At 71.1% G+C, this 17,673-nt stretch carries 19 protein-coding genes; 11 read left to right on the top strand and 8 right to left on the bottom strand.

The features are described from left to right. Positions 1-131 precede the first annotated feature (131 nt). The 3 genes from AB0J57_RS21975 (at position 132) to moaA (ending at position 3,281) form a co-directional block, all read left to right on the top strand. Positions 132-497 (top strand): DUF485 domain-containing protein, encoded by a 366-nt coding sequence (locus AB0J57_RS21975; RefSeq protein ID WP_366129959.1) that lies wholly within the window; start codon positions 132-134, stop codon positions 495-497. Beyond that, positions 494-2,128: a cation acetate symporter gene (locus AB0J57_RS21970; protein WP_366129958.1), complete on the top strand. Its 1,635-nt coding sequence runs from the start codon at positions 494-496 to the stop codon at positions 2,126-2,128. Before AB0J57_RS21975 ends, AB0J57_RS21970 begins: the two co-directional genes overlap by 4 nt. Before the next feature lie 163 nt (positions 2,129-2,291). Then, on the top strand, positions 2,292-3,281 hold the full coding sequence (gene moaA / locus AB0J57_RS21965; RefSeq protein WP_366129957.1) for a GTP 3',8-cyclase MoaA: 990 nt from the start codon (positions 2,292-2,294) through the stop codon (positions 3,279-3,281). Between the two features lie 54 nt (positions 3,282-3,335). On the opposite strand, the gene AB0J57_RS21960 is transcribed toward moaA, so the two are convergent. Then, on the bottom strand, positions 3,336-3,563 hold the full coding sequence (locus AB0J57_RS21960; protein WP_366129956.1) for a hypothetical protein: 228 nt from the start codon (positions 3,561-3,563) through the stop codon (positions 3,336-3,338). Between the two features lie 200 nt (positions 3,564-3,763). Next, the gene (locus AB0J57_RS21955) at positions 3,764-4,183 is read right to left on the bottom strand and encodes a DUF3099 domain-containing protein (RefSeq protein WP_366129955.1); all 420 of its coding nucleotides are present in this window, start codon (positions 4,181-4,183) and stop codon (positions 3,764-3,766) included. A 215-nt stretch (positions 4,184-4,398) separates the two neighbouring features. Here AB0J57_RS21955 and AB0J57_RS21950 point away from each other — a divergent pair, with 215 nt between their 5' ends. Further along, a complete protein-coding gene (locus tag AB0J57_RS21950) occupies positions 4,399-4,674 on the top strand; it encodes a GlsB/YeaQ/YmgE family stress response membrane protein (RefSeq protein WP_366129954.1) in 276 nt (91 codons plus the stop codon). 113 nt (positions 4,675-4,787) lie between these two features. Here AB0J57_RS21950 and tyrS read toward each other — a convergent pair whose 3' ends face one another. The 3 genes from tyrS to AB0J57_RS21935 all read right to left on the bottom strand — a co-directional run bounded on the left by tyrS (position 4,788) and on the right by AB0J57_RS21935 (position 9,056). Further along, positions 4,788-6,056 carry a tyrosine--tRNA ligase gene (tyrS, locus tag AB0J57_RS21945; protein WP_366129953.1) on the bottom strand — a complete coding sequence of 423 codons (1,269 nt, stop codon included), beginning with the start codon at positions 6,054-6,056 and terminating at the stop codon, positions 4,788-4,790. Positions 6,057-6,144: 88 nt separating this feature from the next. Continuing rightward, positions 6,145-7,536, bottom strand: a complete 1,392-nt coding sequence (locus tag AB0J57_RS21940; protein WP_366129952.1) for a metallopeptidase TldD-related protein — start codon at positions 7,534-7,536, stop codon at positions 6,145-6,147. After that, positions 7,533-9,056 (bottom strand): TldD/PmbA family protein, encoded by a 1,524-nt coding sequence (locus tag AB0J57_RS21935; protein WP_366129951.1) that lies wholly within the window; start codon positions 9,054-9,056, stop codon positions 7,533-7,535. The genes AB0J57_RS21940 and AB0J57_RS21935 overlap by 4 nt, the downstream gene beginning before the upstream one ends. A gap of 197 nt (positions 9,057-9,253) precedes the next feature. On the opposite strand from AB0J57_RS21935, the gene fabG reads away from it, so the two are divergent. The 3 genes from fabG to AB0J57_RS21920 all read left to right on the top strand — a co-directional run bounded on the left by fabG (position 9,254) and on the right by AB0J57_RS21920 (position 11,274). Next, positions 9,254-9,958, top strand: coding sequence for a 3-oxoacyl-[acyl-carrier-protein] reductase (fabG, locus tag AB0J57_RS21930; protein ID WP_366129950.1), 705 nt, complete (start codon positions 9,254-9,256; stop codon positions 9,956-9,958). A gap of 5 nt (positions 9,959-9,963) precedes the next feature. Next, complete coding sequence (gene fabI / locus AB0J57_RS21925; protein WP_366129949.1) at positions 9,964-10,731, top strand: enoyl-ACP reductase FabI; 768 nt, start codon at positions 9,964-9,966, stop codon at positions 10,729-10,731. 189 nt (positions 10,732-10,920) lie between these two features. Further along, positions 10,921-11,274 carry a hypothetical protein gene (locus AB0J57_RS21920; protein ID WP_366129948.1) on the top strand — a complete coding sequence of 118 codons (354 nt, stop codon included), beginning with the start codon at positions 10,921-10,923 and terminating at the stop codon, positions 11,272-11,274. Here AB0J57_RS21920 and AB0J57_RS21915 read toward each other — a convergent pair. After that, positions 11,243-11,932, bottom strand: a complete 690-nt coding sequence (locus tag AB0J57_RS21915) for a FadR/GntR family transcriptional regulator (RefSeq protein ID WP_366129947.1) — start codon at positions 11,930-11,932, stop codon at positions 11,243-11,245. The genes AB0J57_RS21920 and AB0J57_RS21915 overlap by 32 nt on opposite strands. A gap of 79 nt (positions 11,933-12,011) precedes the next feature. On the opposite strand from AB0J57_RS21915, the gene AB0J57_RS21910 reads away from it, so the two are divergent. The 4 genes from AB0J57_RS21910 to AB0J57_RS21895 all read left to right on the top strand — a co-directional run bounded on the left by AB0J57_RS21910 (position 12,012) and on the right by AB0J57_RS21895 (position 14,469). Further along, positions 12,012-13,343: an MFS transporter gene (locus AB0J57_RS21910; protein ID WP_366129946.1), complete on the top strand. Its 1,332-nt coding sequence runs from the start codon at positions 12,012-12,014 to the stop codon at positions 13,341-13,343. A 17-nt stretch (positions 13,344-13,360) separates the two neighbouring features. After that, complete coding sequence (locus AB0J57_RS21905; RefSeq protein ID WP_366129945.1) at positions 13,361-13,480, top strand: SGM_5486 family transporter-associated protein; 120 nt, start codon at positions 13,361-13,363, stop codon at positions 13,478-13,480. 199 nt (positions 13,481-13,679) lie between these two features. Then, on the top strand, positions 13,680-13,892 hold the full coding sequence (locus AB0J57_RS21900) for a hypothetical protein (protein ID WP_366129944.1): 213 nt from the start codon (positions 13,680-13,682) through the stop codon (positions 13,890-13,892). A 58-nt stretch (positions 13,893-13,950) separates the two neighbouring features. Further along, complete coding sequence (locus tag AB0J57_RS21895) at positions 13,951-14,469, top strand: histidine phosphatase family protein (RefSeq protein ID WP_366129943.1); 519 nt, start codon at positions 13,951-13,953, stop codon at positions 14,467-14,469. 161 nt (positions 14,470-14,630) lie between these two features. Here the strand turns inward: AB0J57_RS21895 and serB are convergent, their stop codons facing one another. Then, positions 14,631-15,836: a phosphoserine phosphatase SerB gene (serB, locus tag AB0J57_RS21890; protein ID WP_366129942.1), complete on the bottom strand. Its 1,206-nt coding sequence runs from the start codon at positions 15,834-15,836 to the stop codon at positions 14,631-14,633. A gap of 92 nt (positions 15,837-15,928) precedes the next feature. Further along, a complete protein-coding gene (locus AB0J57_RS21885) occupies positions 15,929-17,467 on the bottom strand; it encodes a streptophobe family protein (protein ID WP_366129940.1) in 1,539 nt (512 codons plus the stop codon). Between the last annotated feature and the right edge of the window lie 206 nt (positions 17,468-17,673).

Genomic DNA, 17,673 nt, shown 5'->3' with positions numbered 1-17,673 from the left:
GAAAACGCCGCAGGTGAACCGCGTCGCCATGGCTTCCGTGCCGTTGACAGGGGAGGAGTACGAGCGAGCACCAGCCCCCGACCCTGAGGTCCTTGTCCATGCCCAGCGCACCCGCGTCGCGAGGAGTTCCCGTGGTTACCGATGCACCGCCGCCCGAGGGCGGTACGGACACAAGTCCCGCCCAGCCCACGACGGAGTCGTTCGTCGAGGTGCAGGAGAGTGCGGAATTCGGCGAACTGCGCCGCACGTACCGCTCCTTCGCCTTCCCCCTGACCGTCGCCTTCATCGCCTGGTACCTGCTGTACGTCCTGCTGTCCAACTACGCGGGCGGCTTCATGGGCACCAAGGTGTTCGGCAACATCAACGTGGCACTGGTCCTCGGCCTCGGCCAGTTCCTGACCACCTTCCTCATCGCCTGGTTCTACTCCCGGCACGCCGCCGAGAAGCTCGACCCCAAGGCGGAGGCCATCAAGTCCCGCATGGAGGCCGACGCATGAACACCACCACCGGTACCGTCCTGCTGGCGGCCGCGTCCGACGCCTCGGAGCACCGGCCGCTGATCATCACCCTCTTCGCGGCCTTCGTCGTCGCGACCCTCTTCATCACCGTCTGGGCCGGCCGCCAGACCAAGAACGCGTCCGACTTCTACGCGGGCGGCCGCCAGTTCACCGGCTTCCAGAACGGCCTCGCCATCTCCGGCGACTACATGTCCGCGGCGTCGTTCCTCGGCATCGCGGGCGCCATCGCCCTCTTCGGTTACGACGGGTTCCTCTACTCCATCGGATTCCTGGTCGCCTGGCTGGTCGCCCTGCTGCTGGTCGCCGAGCCGCTGCGCAACTCCGGCCGGTACACCATGGGCGACGTCCTCGCCTACCGGATGCGCCAGCGTCCCGTCCGTACGGCCGCCGGCACCTCGACCATCGTCGTCTCGATCTTCTACCTGCTCGCCCAGATGGCCGGCGCGGGCGTCCTCGTCTCGCTGCTGCTCGGCATCACCTCGGACGGCGGCAAGATCGCGATCGTCGCCCTCGTCGGCGTACTGATGATCGTGTACGTGACCATCGGCGGCATGAAGGGCACCACCTGGGTGCAGATGGTCAAGGCCGTCCTGCTCATCGCGGGCACCCTGCTCATCACCTTCCTGATCCTGCTGAAGTTCAACTTCAACCTCTCCGACCTGCTCGGCACCGCCGCCTCCAACAGCGGTAAGGGCACGGCCTTCCTCGAACCGGGCCTCAAGTACGGCGCCACCGGCACCTCGAAGCTGGACTTCATCTCGCTCGGCATCGCGCTGGTGCTCGGCACCGCGGGCCTGCCGCACATCCTGATCCGCTTCTACACGGTGCCCACGGCCAAGGCCGCCCGTAAGTCGGTCAACTGGGCCATCGGCATCATCGGAGCCTTCTACCTGATGACCATCGTGCTCGGCTTCGGCGCCGCCGCCCTGCTCAAGCCCGGCGACATCATCGCCTCCAACAAGGCGGGCAACACGGCGGCCCCGCTGGCCGCCCTGGAGATCGGCGGCGGTGGCGACTCCGCGGGCGGCGCGATCCTGCTCGCCGTGATCTCCGCGGTCGCCTTCGCCACCATCCTCGCCGTCGTCGCCGGCCTCACCCTCGCCTCGTCGTCCTCCTTCGCGCACGACATCTACGCCAACGTCATCCGCAAGGGGAAGGCCACCGAGAAGGAGGAGGTGCGCGCCGCCCGCTGGGCGACCGTCTTCATCGGCATCGTCTCCATCGCCCTCGGCGCACTCGCCCGCGACCTCAACGTCGCCGGCCTGGTCGCCCTGGCCTTCGCGGTGGCGGCCTCCGCCAACCTGCCGACGATCCTCTACAGCCTGTTCTGGAAGCGGTTCACCACCCAGGGCGCCCTGTGGTCCATCTACGGCGGTCTCACCGCCTCCGTGGCGCTCGTGCTGTTCTCGCCGGTCGTCTCCGGCAAGCCCAGCTCGATGTTCCCGCAGGCCGACTTCGCCTGGTTCCCGCTGGAGAACCCCGGCTTGATCTCCATCCCGCTGGGCTTCCTGCTCGGCTGGCTCGGCTCCCTGCTGTCGAAGGAGGAGCCGGACAAGGGCAAGTACGCGGAACTGGAGGTCAAGTCCCTCACCGGTGTCGCAGCGCACTGACGCGCACACCCTGTGCCACCGTTCGCGGCCGCGCCGTGGGGATCGTCGTAGATCCCTACGACGCGGCCGCGCCGCTGCTGTGGACAATGGCCCGTGTTGTTGTCAGTGGTCTCACGTAGGCTCCTTGATAGACGGAACCTGGAAACCGGGGGAGGCGCCCACAGTGCTCATCGACACCTACGGCCGCGTGGCCACTGACCTGCGCGTCTCGCTCACCGACCGCTGCAATCTTCGGTGCACGTACTGCATGCCCGAAGAGGGCCTGCAGTGGCTGGCCAAGCCCGACCTGCTGACCGACGACGAGATCGTCCGCCTGATAGACATCGCCGTCACCGACCTCGGCATCACCGAGGTGCGCTTCACCGGCGGCGAACCGCTCCTGCGCCCGGGCCTCGTCGGGATCGTCGAGCGCTGCGCCGCCCTGGAGCCCCGCCCCAAGATGTCGCTGACCACCAACGGCATCGGTCTCCGGCGCACCGCGACCGCCCTCAAGGCCGCCGGTCTGGACCGGGTCAATGTCTCCCTCGACACCCTGCGTCCCGACGTCTTCAAGACCCTGACCCGCCGCGACCGCCACAAGGACGTCCTGGAGGGCCTTCAGGCCGCCCGCGACGCCGGGCTCACCCCCGTCAAGGTCAATTCCGTCCTGATGCCGGGTCTCAACGACGACGAGGCCCCCGACCTGCTCGCCTGGGCCGTCGAGAACGACTACGAGCTGCGCTTCATCGAGCAGATGCCGCTGGACGCCCAGCACGGCTGGAAGCGTGACGGCATGATCACCGCCGGTGACATCCTGGAGTCGCTGCGTACGCGCTTCACGCTCGACCCCGAGCCCGACGAGGCGCGCGGCTCGGCCCCCGCCGAGCGCTGGATCGTCGACGGCGGACCGCACCGGGTGGGCGTCATCGCCTCCGTCACCCGGCCCTTCTGCCGCGCCTGCGACCGGACCAGGCTCACGGCCGACGGGCAGGTGCGCACGTGCCTGTTCGCCCGGGAGGAGACCGACCTCAGGGCAGCGCTGCGCTCGGACGCGCCGGACGAGGAGATCGCCCGCATATGGCGGCTCGCGATGTGGGGGAAGAAGGCCGGCTCCGGGCTCGACGACCCGAGCTTCCTCCAGCCCGACCGCCCGATGTCGGCGATCGGCGGCTGACCCGGCCCGGCGGCCGCGTCGGCCCGGCCCGGTGGCCGGCCAGGCCCGGCCCGGTCACCCCTCGGACGAGCGGGACTCCCACTCGGCGAGCGTGACCACGTCCTTCAAGAAGCCCCGCACACCCAGGAATTGGGACAGGTGCTCGCGGTGGTCGTCACAGGCCAGCCAGGTCTTGCGGCGCTCCGGCGTGTGCAGCTTCGGGTTGTTCCACGCCAGCACCCACACCGCCGCGGTGCGGCAGCCCTTGGCGGAACAGACCGGAGTGGTGGTCTCGTCGCTCACAACACGTCCAAAGAAAGCCCGAACAAGCCCGACACAAAGGCGACGCCGGGCAGCCACGGGGGGAGCTGCCCGGCGTCGGTCCGTCGCTCCGACGGGGGATGCGGAGCGCCTACGAAGTATGTCACGGGGACCGGGGTGGAGTGCACTGAAACCACATGATTGATCTGAGCTTTTCTTGAGCTTTGCAGACCGGTGACGGCTCAGCTCTGCTCGTACTGGCGTTCCTGCCGGGGTGTTCGGTCGTCCCGGCGGTCGTCCGCCACCGATTCCGCAGCGGGTTCCGCGTGCGCCCGCGCCCCGGGTTCCTCCGCCGGACGCCCCGGCGCCAGCATGGGTCGCTCGATCATAGGCGTCGCCACGAACGTCTGCGGCGGCGAAGGCGCCGTCTCCCGGCCCGCGTTGGCGATCACCACCGCGATGTACGGGAGCACCGCGCCCAGGACCAGGGCCACGATCGCCACGTGCCGTTCGACGTTCCACAGGGACGCGGCCGCGATGACCGCGACGGTCCGTACCGACATCGAGATGACGTAGCGCCGCTGCCGGGCCCGCACGTCGTCCGCGAGCCCCTGACGGGCCCCGGTGATCCGGAAGACCTCGTCGCTCCCATGCTTCCGCATCACATTCCACCACCCGACGTCAGCGCCGGATCGCTCCCCGGACCGGCCTGCTTCCACGGTACGCCCGCCCTCCGCCGCGTACGAGACCGGGTCCCCCTCACCTGGCCGGACGCCCCGGGCCGTCGCACGTACGGAGCCGTCCGACATGCGCCGTACGCAGAGTGGGCCGAGACTTGTCGGGACTGCTCACGTCAATCCGTACCGAGGAGGCAGCCATGGGCTGGTTGTGGGCGATTATCGTCGGATTCGTACTGGGTCTGCTGGCCAAGGCGATCCTGCCGGGCAAGCAGCACAGTCCGCTGTGGCTGGCCACCATCTTCGGCATCATCGGCGGCATCGTCGGTAACGCCCTCGCCAGGGCATTCGGCATCGAGGCGACCCCCGGCATCGACTGGGGCCGGCACGCCCTCCAGGTCGCGGCGGCGGTCGTCATCGTCGGCCTCGGCGACATGCTCTACATGTCGATGCGCGGCAACAGACAACGCGCCTGACGTCAGGCCTGACGTCAGCGGCGACGTACACGACGAGCCGACGCACACGACGAGAGGCGGCGCCCCGGGTGCTCCACGCACCCGGGACGCCGCCTCGTCACGTCCGGCGCGGGTCAGCCCGCGGCGACCTCGATCGCGGCCAGGTTCTTCTTGCCGCGCCGCAGCACCAGCCAGCGCCCGTGCAGCAGCTCGCCGGCGGACACCACGGCGTCCTCGGCGGTGACCTTGACGTTGTTCACGTACGCGCCGCCCTCCTTGATCGTGCGGCGCGCCGCCGACTTGCTCGGCGCCAGGCCGACCTCCGCGAAGAGGTCCGCCACCGGGCCGGGCTCGGCGACCCGGGCGTGCGGCAGCTCCGCGAGGGCGGCGGCCAGCGTCGCCTCGTCCAGCTCCGCCAGGTCGCCCTGCCCGAACAGCGCCTTCGAGGCGGCGATCACCGCGGCGCACTGCTCGGCGCCGTGCACCAGCGTCGTCAGCTCCTCCGCGAGCGCGCGCTGGGCCGTACGGGCCTGCGGACGCTCCTCGGTGACCTTCTCCAGCTCCTCCAGCTCCTCACGGCTCTTGAAGCTGAGGATGCGCATGTACGTCGAGATGTCCCGGTCGTCCACGTTCAGCCAGAACTGGTAGAACGCGTACGGCGTGGTCATCTCCGGGTCCAGCCAGACCGCCCCGCCCTCGGTCTTGCCGAACTTGGTGCCGTCCGACTTGGTCATCAGCGGGGTGGCCAGCGCGTGCACACTGGCGTGCGGCTCCAGCTTGTGGATCAGGTCCAGGCCGGCCGTGAGGTTGCCCCACTGGTCGCTGCCGCCCTGCTGGAGCACACAGCCGTAGCGCCGGTACAGCTCCAGGAAGTCCATGCCCTGGAGCAGTTGGTAGCTGAACTCCGTGTAGCTGATGCCCTCCTGGGACTCCAGCCGCCGGGCGACCGAGTCCTTGGTGAGCATCTTGTTGACCCGGAAGTGCTTGCCGATGTCACGCAGGAACTCGATCGCGGTCATGCCCGCGGTCCAGTCCAGGTTGTTGACCATGATCGCGGCGTTCTCGCCCTCGAAGGACAGGAACGGCTCGATCTGCGAGCGCAGCCGCGTCACCCACTGCGCGACGGTCTCCGGATCGTTCAGGGTGCGCTCCGCGGTCGGGCGCGGGTCGCCGATCTGACCCGTCGCCCCGCCCACCAGCGCCAGCGGCCGGTGCCCGGCCTGCTGGAGCCGGCGGACGGTGAGCACCTGCACCAGGTGCCCGACGTGCAGGCTGGCCGCGGTCGGGTCGAAGCCGCAATAGAACGTGATCGGACCGTCCGCGAGAGCCTTGCGCAGAGCGTCCTCGTCGGTGGACTGGGCGAACAGCCCGCGCCACTTCAGCTCGTCGACGATGTCCGTCACGGTGTCGTGTCTCCTTGAACGATTCCATTGATGCGCTGTGCAACGGTGCGGCGATGCGAACAGCGACGTGAACGCCAGTCTATGGGGGTCACACGCCCTGGCTGACCGAACTCATGTTGAAATCCGGCACCCGCAGCGGCGGCATGGCGGCCCGGGTGAAGTAGTCGCTCCACTCGCGCGGCAGCGTCCGCTCCGTCCGGCCCGCCTCCGTGGCCCGCGACAGCAGGTCCACCGGTGACTCGTTGAACCGGAAGTTGTTCACCTCGCCGACGACCTCGCCGTTCTCGACCAGGTACACACCGTCCCTGGTCAGCCCGGTCAGCAGCAGCGTCGCCGGGTCGACCTCGCGGATGTACCACAGGCACGTCAGCAGCAGCCCGCGCTCCGTGGCGGCGACCATGTCCTCCAGCGACCGCTCGCCACCGCCGTCCAGGACCAGGTTGCCGATCCCGGGGGTCACGGGCAACCGGGTAAGGCCGGCGCTGTGCCGCGTGGTGATCAGGTGCTCCAGCCGGCCCCCGCGCACCCAGTCGGTCGGCGCCAGCGGCAGCCCGTTGTCGAACACCGACGAATCGTCGCCCGACGAGTGCGCGATCACGAACGGCGCCGACTCCAGACCCGGCTCGTTCGGGTCGCTGCGCAACGTGAGCGGCAGCGGGGACAGCGTCTCGCCGATCCGGGTGCCGCCGCCCGGCTTGGAGAAGACGGTGCGGCCCTCCGCCGCGTCCCGGGCGGCCGACGACCAGAGCTGGTAGATCAGCAGGTCCGCCACGGCCGTGGGCGGCAGCAGCGTCTCGTACCGCCCGGCGGGCAGCTCGATCTTGCGCTCCGCCCAGCCCAGGCGCTGCGCCAGCTCCGCGTCCAGCGCGGTCGGGTCGACGTCCTTGAAGTCCCGCGTCGAGCGGCCGGTCCACGCCGAGCGCGTCCGGTCCGGCGACTTGGCGTTCAGCTCCAGCGTCCCGGACGGCTGGTCGTGCCGCAGCCGCAGCCCCGTCGACGTACCCAGGTACGTGGACGTCAGCTCGTGGTTGGCGAACCCGTACAGCTCCCGGCCGCCCGCACGGGCCCGGGCGAACGCCTCGCCCAGCGCGGGCGCGAAGTCCGCGAACACCGCCGACGAGGTCTCGGCGGGCGCGTCCGTGAAGTCGGGCGACGCCTCCCCGCCGGTCACCAGCGGCTGGGCGTCCTCGGCCGGCCCGGCGCCCCGCGCGGCGGCCTCGGCCGCCCGTACCAGCGGCTCCAGCTCCTCGGCGGTGACCGCCGAGCGGGACACCACGCCGGACGCGGTGCCCTCCGCCCCGTCGACGGTGGCGATCACGGTGAGGGTCCGGCCGCGCGTGACGCCGTTGGTGGTCAGGGCGTTCCCGGCCCAGCGCAGGTTGGCGGACGACTCCTCGTCCGCGATGACGACGCACCCGTCCGCGCGGGACAGCTCCAGGGCCCGCTCGACGATCTCGTACGGCTTCGCTACGGGGCTCATCGGCCACCCTCCTGCGCGGTGTTAAGGATGTTCACGCCCCGGAACAGGGCCGAGGGGCAGCCGTGCGAGACCGCCGCGACCTGGCCCGGCTGGGCCTTGCCGCAGTTGAAGGCGCCGCCCAGCACGTACGTCTGGGGGCCGCCGACCTTCTCCATGGAGCCCCAGAAGTCCGTCGTCGTCGCCTGGTACGCGACGTCGCGGAGCTGACCGGCGAGCCGCCCGTTCTCGATGCGGAAGAACCGCTGACCGGTGAACTGGAAGTTGTACCGCTGCATGTCGATCGACCACGACCGGTCGCCGACCACGTAGATGCCGCGCTCCACCCCGCCGATCAGGTCCTCCGTCGACAGCCCGCCCGGGTCCGGCTGCAACGACACGTTCGCCATGCGCTGCACCGGCACGTGCCCCGGCGAGTCCGCGTACGCGCAGCCGTTGGACCGGCCCAGGCCCGTCAGCTTCGCGATCCGCCGGTCGAGCTGGTAGCCGACCAGCATGCCGTCCCTGACCAGGTCCCAGCTCTGCGCCTCGACGCCCTCGTCGTCGTACCCGATCGTGGCCAGCCCGTGCTCGGCGGTCCGGTCACCGGTCACGTTCATGATCGGCGAGCCGTACACCAGTTTGCCGAGCTGGTCGAACGTGGCGAACGACGTCCCCGCGTACGCCGCCTCGTAACCCAGCGCCCGGTCCAGCTCCGTCGCGTGCCCAATCGACTCGTGGATCGTCAGCCACAGGTTCGACGGGTCGACGACCAGGTCGTACGTCCCCGCCTCCACGCTGGGGGCCCGCATCTTCTCGGCGAGCAGCTCCGGGATCTGCTCCAGCTCGGCGTCCCAGTCCCAGCCGGTGCCCGTCAGGTACTCCCAGCCGCGCCCGACCGGCGGCGCGATCGTCCGCATCGAGTCGAACTCGCCCGTCGTCCCGTCCACCGCGACCGCCGTGAGCTGCGGGTGCAGCCGTACGCGCTGCTGCGTGGTGACCGTGCCGGCCGTGTCCGCGTAGAACTTGTTCTCGTGGACGGTCAGCAGGGAGGCGTCCACGTGCGCCACCCCGTCCGCCCGCAGCAGCCGCGCGCTCCACTCCGCCAGCAGCCCGCTCTTCTCGGCGTCCGGCACGGTGAAGGGATCGATCTCGTACGACGACACCCACGTCTTGTCCGCGTGCACCGGCTCGTCGGCGAGCTCGACTCGCTCCGCCGACCCCGCCGCCGCGATCACCTGCGCCGACAGTTGCGCCATGGCCACCGCCTGCGAGGCCACCTTCGCGGCCGCGTCCATGGACAGGTCGACCCCGGAGGCGAATCCCCAGGCCCCGCCGTGCACGACCCGCACCGCGTACCCGAGATCGGTGGTGTCCGACGATCCGGCCGGCTTGGCGTCCCGCAGCCGCCACGAGGCGCTGCGCACCCGCTCGAAACGGAAGTCGGCGTGCTCGGCGCCGAGCGCCCTGGCCCGCGCGAGCGCCGCGTCGGCGAGCGCCCGCAGCGGCAGCGCCGTGAAGGCTTCGTCGATGGAATGAGGCACGAATGTCTCCTGTCGTATGAGACCGGTCGCCCCGATCATGTCGCGCCGCACGCCCCCGTGCCCAGTGCTTTCCGCAGGGCTTTCTGTAGGGACCCGACAGTGACACCCGTACGCCACTGTCAGGGGTCGATTCTCCGTAGCGGGGGCCGGACCGATAGGTTTTCGAGGTACCACACCGCTATGGAAAGGGTGATCCGTTGAGCCGCTCGGTTCTCGTCACCGGAGGTAACCGGGGCATCGGCCTCGCCATCGCCCGCGCTTTCGCCGACGCCGGCGACAAGGTCGCGATCACGTACCGCTCCGGCGAGCCCCCGGAGGGGTTCCTCGCCGTGCGGTGCGACATCACCGACGCCGAGCAGGTGGAGCAGGCCTACAAGGAGATCGAGGAGAAGCACGGTCCGGTGGAGGTGCTGGTGGCCAACGCCGGCGTCACCAAGGACCAGCTCCTGATGCGGATGTCCGAGGAGGACTTCACGTCCGTCCTCGACACCAACCTCACCGGCACCTTCCGGGTGGTCAAGCGCGCCAACCGCGGCATGCTGCGCGCCAAGAAGGGCCGCGTCGTCCTGATCTCCTCCGTCGTCGGCCTGCTGGGTTCGGCGGGACAGGCGAACTACGCCGCCTCCAAGGCCGGACTGGTCGGCTTCGCCCGCTCCCTCGCCCGCGAGCTGGGCTCGCGCAACATCACGTTCAACGTCGTCGCGCCCGGCTTCGTCGACACCGACATGACCAAGGTGCTGACCGACGAGCAGCGCGCGAACATCGTGTCGCAGGTACCGCTCGGCCGCTACGCGCAGCCCGAGGAGATCGCCGCCGCGGTCCGCTTCCTGGCGTCCGACGACGCCTCGTACATCACTGGAGCCGTCATTCCCGTTGACGGCGGATTGGGCATGGGTCACTGAGTCACATGAGCGGAATTCTCGAGGGCAAGCGCGTCCTGATCACCGGTGTGCTGATGGAGTCCTCCATCGCCTTCCACGCCGCCAAGGTGGCCCAGGAGCAGGGCGCCGAGATCATCCTGACGGCCTTCCCCCGGCCCACGCTGACCGAGCGCATCGCCAAGAAGCTGCCCAAGCCCGCCAAGGTCATCGAGCTGGACGTCACCAACGACGAGCACTTGGCCCGCGTCGAGGACGTGGTGCGCGAGGAGCTCGGCGGCCTCGACGGCGTCGTCCACTCCATCGGCTTCGCCCCGCAGGACGCGCTCGGCGGCAACTTCCTGAACACGCCGTTCGAGTCGGTGGCCACCGCGATGCACGTCTCGGCGTTCTCGCTGAAGTCGCTGACGATGGCCTGCATGCCGCTGATGCAGAACGGCGGCTCGGTCGTCGGCCTGACCTTCGACGCGCAGTTCGCGTGGCCGCAGTACGACTGGATGGGCCCGGCCAAGGCCGCGCTGGAGGCCACCAGCCGCTACCTGGCCCGTGACCTCGGCAAGCAGAACGTCCGCTGCAACCTGATCTCGGCCGGCCCGCTCCGTTCGATGGCCGCCAAGTCCATCCCGGGCTTCACCGAGCTGGCGAAGGTGTGGGACGAGCGCTCTCCGCTCGAGTGGGACATGAACGACCCCGAGCCGGCCGGCCGCGGCATCGTCGCGCTGCTGTCGGACTTCTTCCCGAAGACGACCGGCGAGATCATCCACGTCGACGGCGGCGTGCACATCATGGGCGCCTGACCCTCTCTGCCTCCGGGCCACGAGGCCGCGCACCGCTCCGGGGGAGTGGTGCGCGGCTTTCGTCTGTGTTCGCGCGTATTCGTACTCGTGTACGCTCCGGAGCCTCCTCAAGTCGAAGAGTCACCGATCTCACGGCAGACTGGTGCACAACGGACATTCGCGTCCGTTGTTCGGGGAGGAGGTGTGGCTGTGCGTACGAAGCGCCGAGCACAACACCGCAGAGCGGTGGCCCTGAGCGCCACCGCGGCCCTGCTGGCGGGCCTCGCCGTCAGTGCCCAGGCATACGCCGCCGAGAGGGACGCGTACGTCGCCTCATGCCGTACGTCGGTCGAGGGCTCCCGCGTCACCGCGTACTGCCACAACCCCTATCCGGGCACGGACCGCGTCCAACTGCACGTCGAGTGCGCCCGGTGGTGGGACATCGACTCCGACAGCGCGCCCGTCGACGTCGGGCCCACGGCCTATGCCGAGCTGACCCAGCGCTGCTGGAAAGAGGTCGACGACGCCTGGATCAGCCACCAGCCGGTGCCCGATCGCCGCTGAGGCACACGAACGGGTACCCGGCCGCCTCGGTGGCCGCCGCGTCCGCGTCCCCGGCGCGGATCGCCTCGACCAGCCGGCCGTGGTCCATGTGGTTCTCCGGCCGCAGCTCCTGGCCCACGTCGTCGCGCAGCCAGTCCCGCAGCAGGTGGCCCAGGTCGGCGTAGAGCTCGGTCATGACCTCGTTGTGCGAGGCGGCGACCACGGCCAGGTGGAACGTCGCGTCGGCCGCGACGAACCGCTCCGCGTCGCCCGCCGCCCAGGCCTCCTCGCGCCGGGCCAGCAGGGCGTCCAACTGCTTCATGTCCCGCTCCGTACGCCGCTCGGCGGCCAGCCGGGCGGCCGACGACTCCAGCGTGGAGCGCAGCTCGGCGATGTGCCGGGGGTCGGCGGACGCGAACCGCCGGTGCATCACCCCGGCCAGCTCGCTGGTCGCGATGACGTACGTGCCCGAGCCCTGGCGGATGTCCAGCAGGCCGTTGTGGGCGAGCGCCCGGACCGCCTCACGAACCGTGTTGCGGGCCACGCCCAACTGCTCCACCAGCTCCGGCTCGGTGGGGATCCGGGAGCCGACCGGCCACTCGCCCGAGGTGATCTGGTTCCGTAGCTCGGCGATCACCTGGTCGGAGAGCGCGGATCGGCGGGGGGAGCTGAGCGCCATGGTGTTCCCTGGCTCCTTCGAAGAGGCCTCGGAGAGGAGGATTGGACAGCCAATCATCCCATGATTCTATGATGGATCCATGTCCGACGAGCCGCAGACCGAGACCCTCCCGCCCCGCACCCCCGCACCTACCCCCTCCGAGGCTCCGCCACAGCCCGCGCTGCCGGTCTGGCTCACCCGGCTCCTGATCGTCGGCCTGGTCCTCGCGGCGCTCAACCTCCGGCCCGCCATCACCAGCCTCGGCGCCCTCCTCGAAGAGGTACGCGAAGGCCTCCACATGAGCGGCGGCGTCGCCGGCGTCCTCACCTCCGTACCGCCGCTCTGCTTCGCGGTCTTCGGCATCACCGCGCCCCGGCTCGCCCGCCGCTTCGGCCCCGGCGCCATCGTCTTCGCGGGCATGGCCGCCATCACGGCCGGCCTGGTCATCCGGCCCTTCACGGGCGGCACCGCCGCCTTCCTGGCCGCCAGCGCCCTCGCGCTGATGGGCATAGCCGTCAGCAACGTCCTCATGCCGGTGATCGTCAAGCGGTACTTCCCCGACCGCGTGGGCACCATGACGGGCCTGTACTCCATGGCCCTCGCCCTCGGCACCTCCCTCGCGGCCGCCGCGACCGTCCCCGTCACCGACGCCCTCGGCGGCAACTGGCGCACCGGCCTGGCCGTCTGGGCGGTCCTCGGCGCCCTGGCGGTGGCGGCCTGGCTCCCGCTCGTCCGCGACCGGGGCCGCGGCGCGACGGAGACTCCCGCCGGGGGCGCCGGGGGCGCCGGGGGCGCCACGGGCGCGACGGACGCTACGGGCGCGGACGGCACGGGCGGCCAGGGGGCGCCCGCCCGGCGGATCACTCGGAGCCGCACCGCATGGGCGCTCGGCTGCTTCTTCGGGATCCAGGCCACCGGCGCTTACATCACCATGGGCTGGATGCCGCAGATCTTCCGCGACGCCGGGGTCTCCGCCGGTACCGCCGGAGTGCTGCTCGCCGTGACCATGGTGATGGGCGTGCCGCTCGCCTTCGTCATCCCCCGGCTGGCCACCCGCATGAAGAACCAGGGCCCCATCGTCGTCGCCCTCGGCCTGTGCGGACTGAGCGGTTACGCCGGCCTCCACTTCGCCCCCGCGGCCGGAGCGTGGGCCTGGGCGCTCCTGCTCGGCGTCTCCAACTGCGCCTTCCCGCTCGCCCTCACCATGATCGGCATGCGCTCGCGGACCAGCGGCGGTGTCGTACGCCTCTCCGCCTTCGCCCAGAGCGTCGGCTATCTGATCTCCATCCCCGGACCGATCCTGATCGGCGCCCTCTACGAGCACACCGGCGGCTGGGAGACCCCGCTCACGCTGATGGCGGGGCTGATGGTGCCGCAGATGATCGTCGGGGTCATCGCCGGCCGGGACCGGACCATCGAGGACGAAACCTGAGATGCGAGACTGGGCCCATGCAACCTGTGCTCGACCCGAACCCCCAGAACGGCCAGAAGAAGCTCCTCATCGTGGTCGGCACGATGCTGGCGATCGGCGTGGTCATCGGCATCATCGCGAGCATCGCCTCGCCGTGAGCCGGTGAGCCGGTGAGCCGGTGGGCCGGTGGGCCGGTGGGCCGTGTCCCGGCGGGATGGTGGGGCTGGCCCCACCATCCCCTAGGGGGTCAGGCTCAGGGTCAAGTGGGTGGCTTGCCGGATGGGCCCGGCGACCCATGATCCGTAGCGTTGATGTCACCTCGACCTCGGCATCACGGACCCACTCACGGAGGCGGCCATGTCGGCCCGTACGCACCAGCGATGGACGCACGCCACCAGCGGCAGCGGCGGCGCCGGCACCCGGCTGCCGTGGTGGGGCGTGGCACTGCCCGTGCTCGCGTTCGCCGTCCTCTTCGCCCTGATAGCCGGGGGTGCTGAGGCGCATGCGGCGGGTGGTGACCCGGCGGTCGCCCGGATCGTCGAGCAGATCCAGCACACGCTCGCGCGCTAGGGGCCGAGCTCGCCAACACCCACCGCTCCCTGGCGTGTTTCGTGCGAAGCTGGGGACCATGAGCGTCGATACACCCCGCAGGATCGTGCTACTCCGGCATGCGAAGGCCGACTGGCCCCAGGTGTCCGACCACGAGCGGCCCCTCGCCGAGCGAGGCCGCAAGGACGCCCCCGTGGCCGGCCGCCGTCTCGCCGAGACCGGCATCACCTTCGATCTGGCCCTGTGCTCGACCGCGGCCAGGACCCGCGAGACCTGGAAGCTGGCGGTGCAGGAGCTGCCCCAGCGGCCCAAGACCGTGTACGAGGAGCGGCTCTACGAAGCCTCGCTCGGCGAGATTCTCGCGCTGCTCAACGAAACCCCCGAGGACGTGAACGACCTTCTCGTCATCGGCCACAACCCCGGCATGCACGCCGTCGCCGACGCCCTCGCCGGCCAGGCCGACGGCGACGCCCTCGCCCGGATGAACCGGAGCGCCTTCCCGACCTCCGCCTTCGCCGTCGTCGGCTTCAGCGGCTCGTGGAAGTCCGTGGAGCACGGCGTGGGCCGGCTGCTGAGCTACTGGGCGCCCCACGACTGACCCGTGCCCTTGCGCGGGCGAAGGCCCGGACGCCAAGGGGCGTCCGGGCCTTTCCGGTCTTCCCGGCCATTCGGTCTTCCCGGCCCGTCCGGTCCACCCGGCCGTCCGGTCCAGCCGGTCAGGTCCGTCCGTAGCGCCTGTAGGCCGGCGCCTGTCGGCCGCTAGGCCTGCCCGGCGTCCGCCGCCTCGACCTCTTCGCGGGTGATGCCCAGCAGGTACAGCACCGTGTCAAGGAACGGCACGTTCACCGCCGTGTGCGCCGCCTTGCGCACCACCGGCTTGGCATTGAAGGCCACGCCCAGACCGGCCGTGTTCAGCATGTCCAGATCGTTGGCGCCGTCGCCGATCGCCACCGTCTGGGAGAGCGGTACGCCCGCCTCGGCGGCGAACCGGCGCAGCAGCCGCGCCTTCCCCGCCCGGTCGACGATCTCGCCGGTCACCCGTCCCGTCAGCTTGCCGTCCACGATCTCCAGCGTGTTGGCCGACGCGAAATCCAGCCCCAGCCGGACCTTCAGGTCGTCCGTGACCTGGGTGAAGCCGCCCGACACCACACCGACCTGGTACCCGAGCCGCTTGAGCGTCCGGATCAGTGTGCGCGCGCCCGACGTCAGCCTGACCTCGGCCCGCACCTTGTCCACGACCGACTCGTCCAGCCCGGCGAGCAGCGCCACGCGCGCGTGCAGCGACTGCTCGAAGTCCAGCTCGCCGCGCATCGCCCGCGCCGTCACCTCGGCGACCTGCTCCTCGCAGCCGGCGTGCGCCGCGAAGAGCTCGATCACCTCGTCCTGGATCAGCGTCGAATCCACGTCCATGACGACCAGCCGCTGAGCCCTGCGGTGCAGCCCCGCCGACACCACCGCCACGTCCACGCCGATCTCATGGGCCTGGGTGGCCAGCGCGGTGCGCAGGGGCTCCGTCTCCGTACCCGACACCGCGAACTCCACGGCCGTCACCGGGTACTTCGCCAGCCGGAAGATACGGTCGATGTTGCCGCCCGTCCCGGTGATCGTGGCCGCTATGGCCGCCGTGTCCTCGGCCGTCAGCGGGTGCCCCAGCACGGTGACGTGCGAGCGCCCCGAGCCGCGCGGCCGGTTGTCGCCCGTACCGGAGATGATCTCCGCCTGGAGCTTCAGGGACTCGGCCCAACTGTGCACGGTCGCCCGCAGCTCCCCCTCGGTGCTCACGGTGGGCTCCGTGACGAGCGCGCACAGGACGATGCGCCCACGGGTGACGACCTGCTCGATGTCGACGACGTCGACCGAGAAGGCGGCCAGGGTGTCGAACAGCCCGGCGGTGATCCCGGGGCGGTCCTTCCCGAAGATCTTGACGAGAAGGGTGGGAACGTCAGAGGTCTGCGATGCGCTCATGGTCCCCCCACCGTATCGGCCCCGGGAGTCCGGGGCGCGCCCCGTCCCGACCAGCGGACACCATCAGTGGCCGGGAAGTGCCCCGCGCCGCCTCATCCGCCCGGGCGCCCCTGCTCCGGCCCCTGCTCCGGTCCCTGCTCCGGCCCCTGCTCAGGCCATCCCTCCGGCCACCCCTCCGCCCGCCCGTCCGGCAGGGCGCCGGGGCCCGGTAGCCGCAGATACGGGTTCGTGTCCGGATTCGGCGGCCGGTACGGCACCGACGGTGTGTACGGCCCCGGCACGCCGGGTGCCCCGGGCCCCCACCACGGCACCGGAACCGCCCGGGCCGCCGCGGGCAACCGCGCCCCGCGCCCCGCCACGCCCGCCCCATGCGCCAGCAGCGCCCCGGCGCCGCCCGCCACCGCACCCCACCCCGCACCCAGCAGCAGCGCCATGGCCCCGTCGCCCCGCAGCTCCACGCCCCCGCCCACCCCACCAGCACCGGTGACACCCCCCAGCCCGACCCCCAGCACCGACAGCGACGCGCTCGCCGACACCCCCGCCAGCCACACCACCAGCGGCAGCGCCACCGCCGTCACCGCCCCCAGCCGCACCGCGCACCGCCCCGCGAAGGCCACCGCCCCGAGCCCGCCCCGCGCCGTGCGCACCGCGGTGAGCAGACCCGCGCCCAGCATCAGCAGCCCCGCCGCGACCACCAACAGCCACACGCCCCGGTCCAGTTCGGCCAGCCGCCCGACCGTCACGGCCTCGCCGGACGACACCCGCATCAGCTCGCCCAAGGGATCCGGCAACGCCCCCGCCAAGCCGCCGGACGCCCGCCCCTCCCAGGGCACGAAGAGCCCGACGGCGACCCCGAGCCACACCCCGTTCGGCGCGCCGAGCAGCGCGGCGCCCACCACCCGCCCCGGATGCTCGTCGCCGACCGCCGCGTACCCCGCCGCCGCCCACCCCGCGGCCACCGCCACCACCGCGACCGTCACCAGTGCGGAGACGGCGGGCCGCACCACACGCCGTACCGCGTCCCAGCCGCGCCCGGGCGGCAGCGGCGCGCGGGACGACGCGAGCAGGGCGAGCGTCACCACACCCAGCACCCAGAAGAGCGCACCTGTCAACGAGTCCGCCGTGTCCACCCGGAAACCGACCGGCGCCTCCACAGGCAGGACCGAAACCCCGCCGATGTCCTGGCCCAACCACGCCAACCCGCCCACCGCCGCCACGAAGAGTCCGGCCAACACCCCCACCCGGGCGGCGAGTTCAGCCCCCGGCACATACGCCGGCCCCGCCGCGGCCCGCAACGACCGCAGGAAGACGTACGACAGCGGCAGCGCCCCCACCAGGCCCACCCCCAGTGGCGTGAAGTCGATGGCCGACTCGGCCGCCGCGCCTTCCAGCCCGGACACGGACACCTCGGCCCATGGCGTCACGGAACCGCCCACCCCCAGCACGACGACGGCCACCGCACCCCTCAGCCAATGCGTCGTAACCGCCGTATCCCACGTATCCGCCCCAAGCAGGTGCAGACCGAGCGCCGCGACGCCCGTCATGGCAACCAGCGCCCAGCTCACGGCGGCGATCGAGGCCAGGATCACATCACCCCACCGGATGCCTCCGCCACCGCCGTCCTCGTACATCAGGACCCCCCGAAGGACCCGCGATCCGTACCGAGTTGTCCCATTCGCGCATGATCCGTACGCACTCATGGGTGCTTAACACTCTCCGGGTGCATTTCTCCGGAGTCAACGGCACGCGGATGCGGGGCGCCGCAGTGCCTGCGCGCTGTCTTCACACCGCCCGACTTTCGATTCCGGCACCGGGCCTGAAATAGTTCCCCCCGATG

It is taken from the genome of Streptomyces sp. NPDC049837 (assembly GCF_040674455.1).
In the GTDB taxonomy this organism is placed as follows: Bacteria; Actinomycetota; Actinomycetes; order Streptomycetales; family Streptomycetaceae; genus Streptomyces.
The sequence above is the reverse complement of the archived record's forward strand: the minus strand, read 5'-3'. Positions and strand labels throughout refer to the sequence as shown.

What these genes read in the sequence shown, in the direction of transcription:
- AB0J57_RS21915 (WP_366129947.1), bottom strand. Translation starts at nt 11,932, where the DNA reads ATGGCGCTCAGCTCCCCCCGCCGATCCGCGCTCTCCGACCAGGTGATC.
- AB0J57_RS21900 (WP_366129944.1), top strand. Translation starts at nt 13,680, where the DNA reads ATGTCGGCCCGTACGCACCAGCGATGGACGCACGCCACCAGCGGCAGC.
- AB0J57_RS21955 (WP_366129955.1), bottom strand. Translation starts at nt 4,183, where the DNA reads ATGCGGAAGCATGGGAGCGACGAGGTCTTCCGGATCACCGGGGCCCGT.
- AB0J57_RS21895 (WP_366129943.1), top strand. Translation starts at nt 13,951, where the DNA reads ATGAGCGTCGATACACCCCGCAGGATCGTGCTACTCCGGCATGCGAAG.
- serB (WP_366129942.1), bottom strand. Translation starts at nt 15,836, where the DNA reads ATGAGCGCATCGCAGACCTCTGACGTTCCCACCCTTCTCGTCAAGATC.
- AB0J57_RS21950 (WP_366129954.1), top strand. Translation starts at nt 4,399, where the DNA reads ATGGGCTGGTTGTGGGCGATTATCGTCGGATTCGTACTGGGTCTGCTG.
- AB0J57_RS21905 (WP_366129945.1), top strand. Translation starts at nt 13,361, where the DNA reads ATGCAACCTGTGCTCGACCCGAACCCCCAGAACGGCCAGAAGAAGCTC.
- AB0J57_RS21940 (WP_366129952.1), bottom strand. Translation starts at nt 7,536, where the DNA reads ATGAGCCCCGTAGCGAAGCCGTACGAGATCGTCGAGCGGGCCCTGGAG.
- AB0J57_RS21885 (WP_366129940.1), bottom strand. Translation starts at nt 17,467, where the DNA reads ATGTACGAGGACGGCGGTGGCGGAGGCATCCGGTGGGGTGATGTGATC.
- AB0J57_RS21970 (WP_366129958.1), top strand. Translation starts at nt 494, where the DNA reads ATGAACACCACCACCGGTACCGTCCTGCTGGCGGCCGCGTCCGACGCC.
- fabI (WP_366129949.1), top strand. Translation starts at nt 9,964, where the DNA reads ATGAGCGGAATTCTCGAGGGCAAGCGCGTCCTGATCACCGGTGTGCTG.
- AB0J57_RS21910 (WP_366129946.1), top strand. Translation starts at nt 12,012, where the DNA reads ATGTCCGACGAGCCGCAGACCGAGACCCTCCCGCCCCGCACCCCCGCA.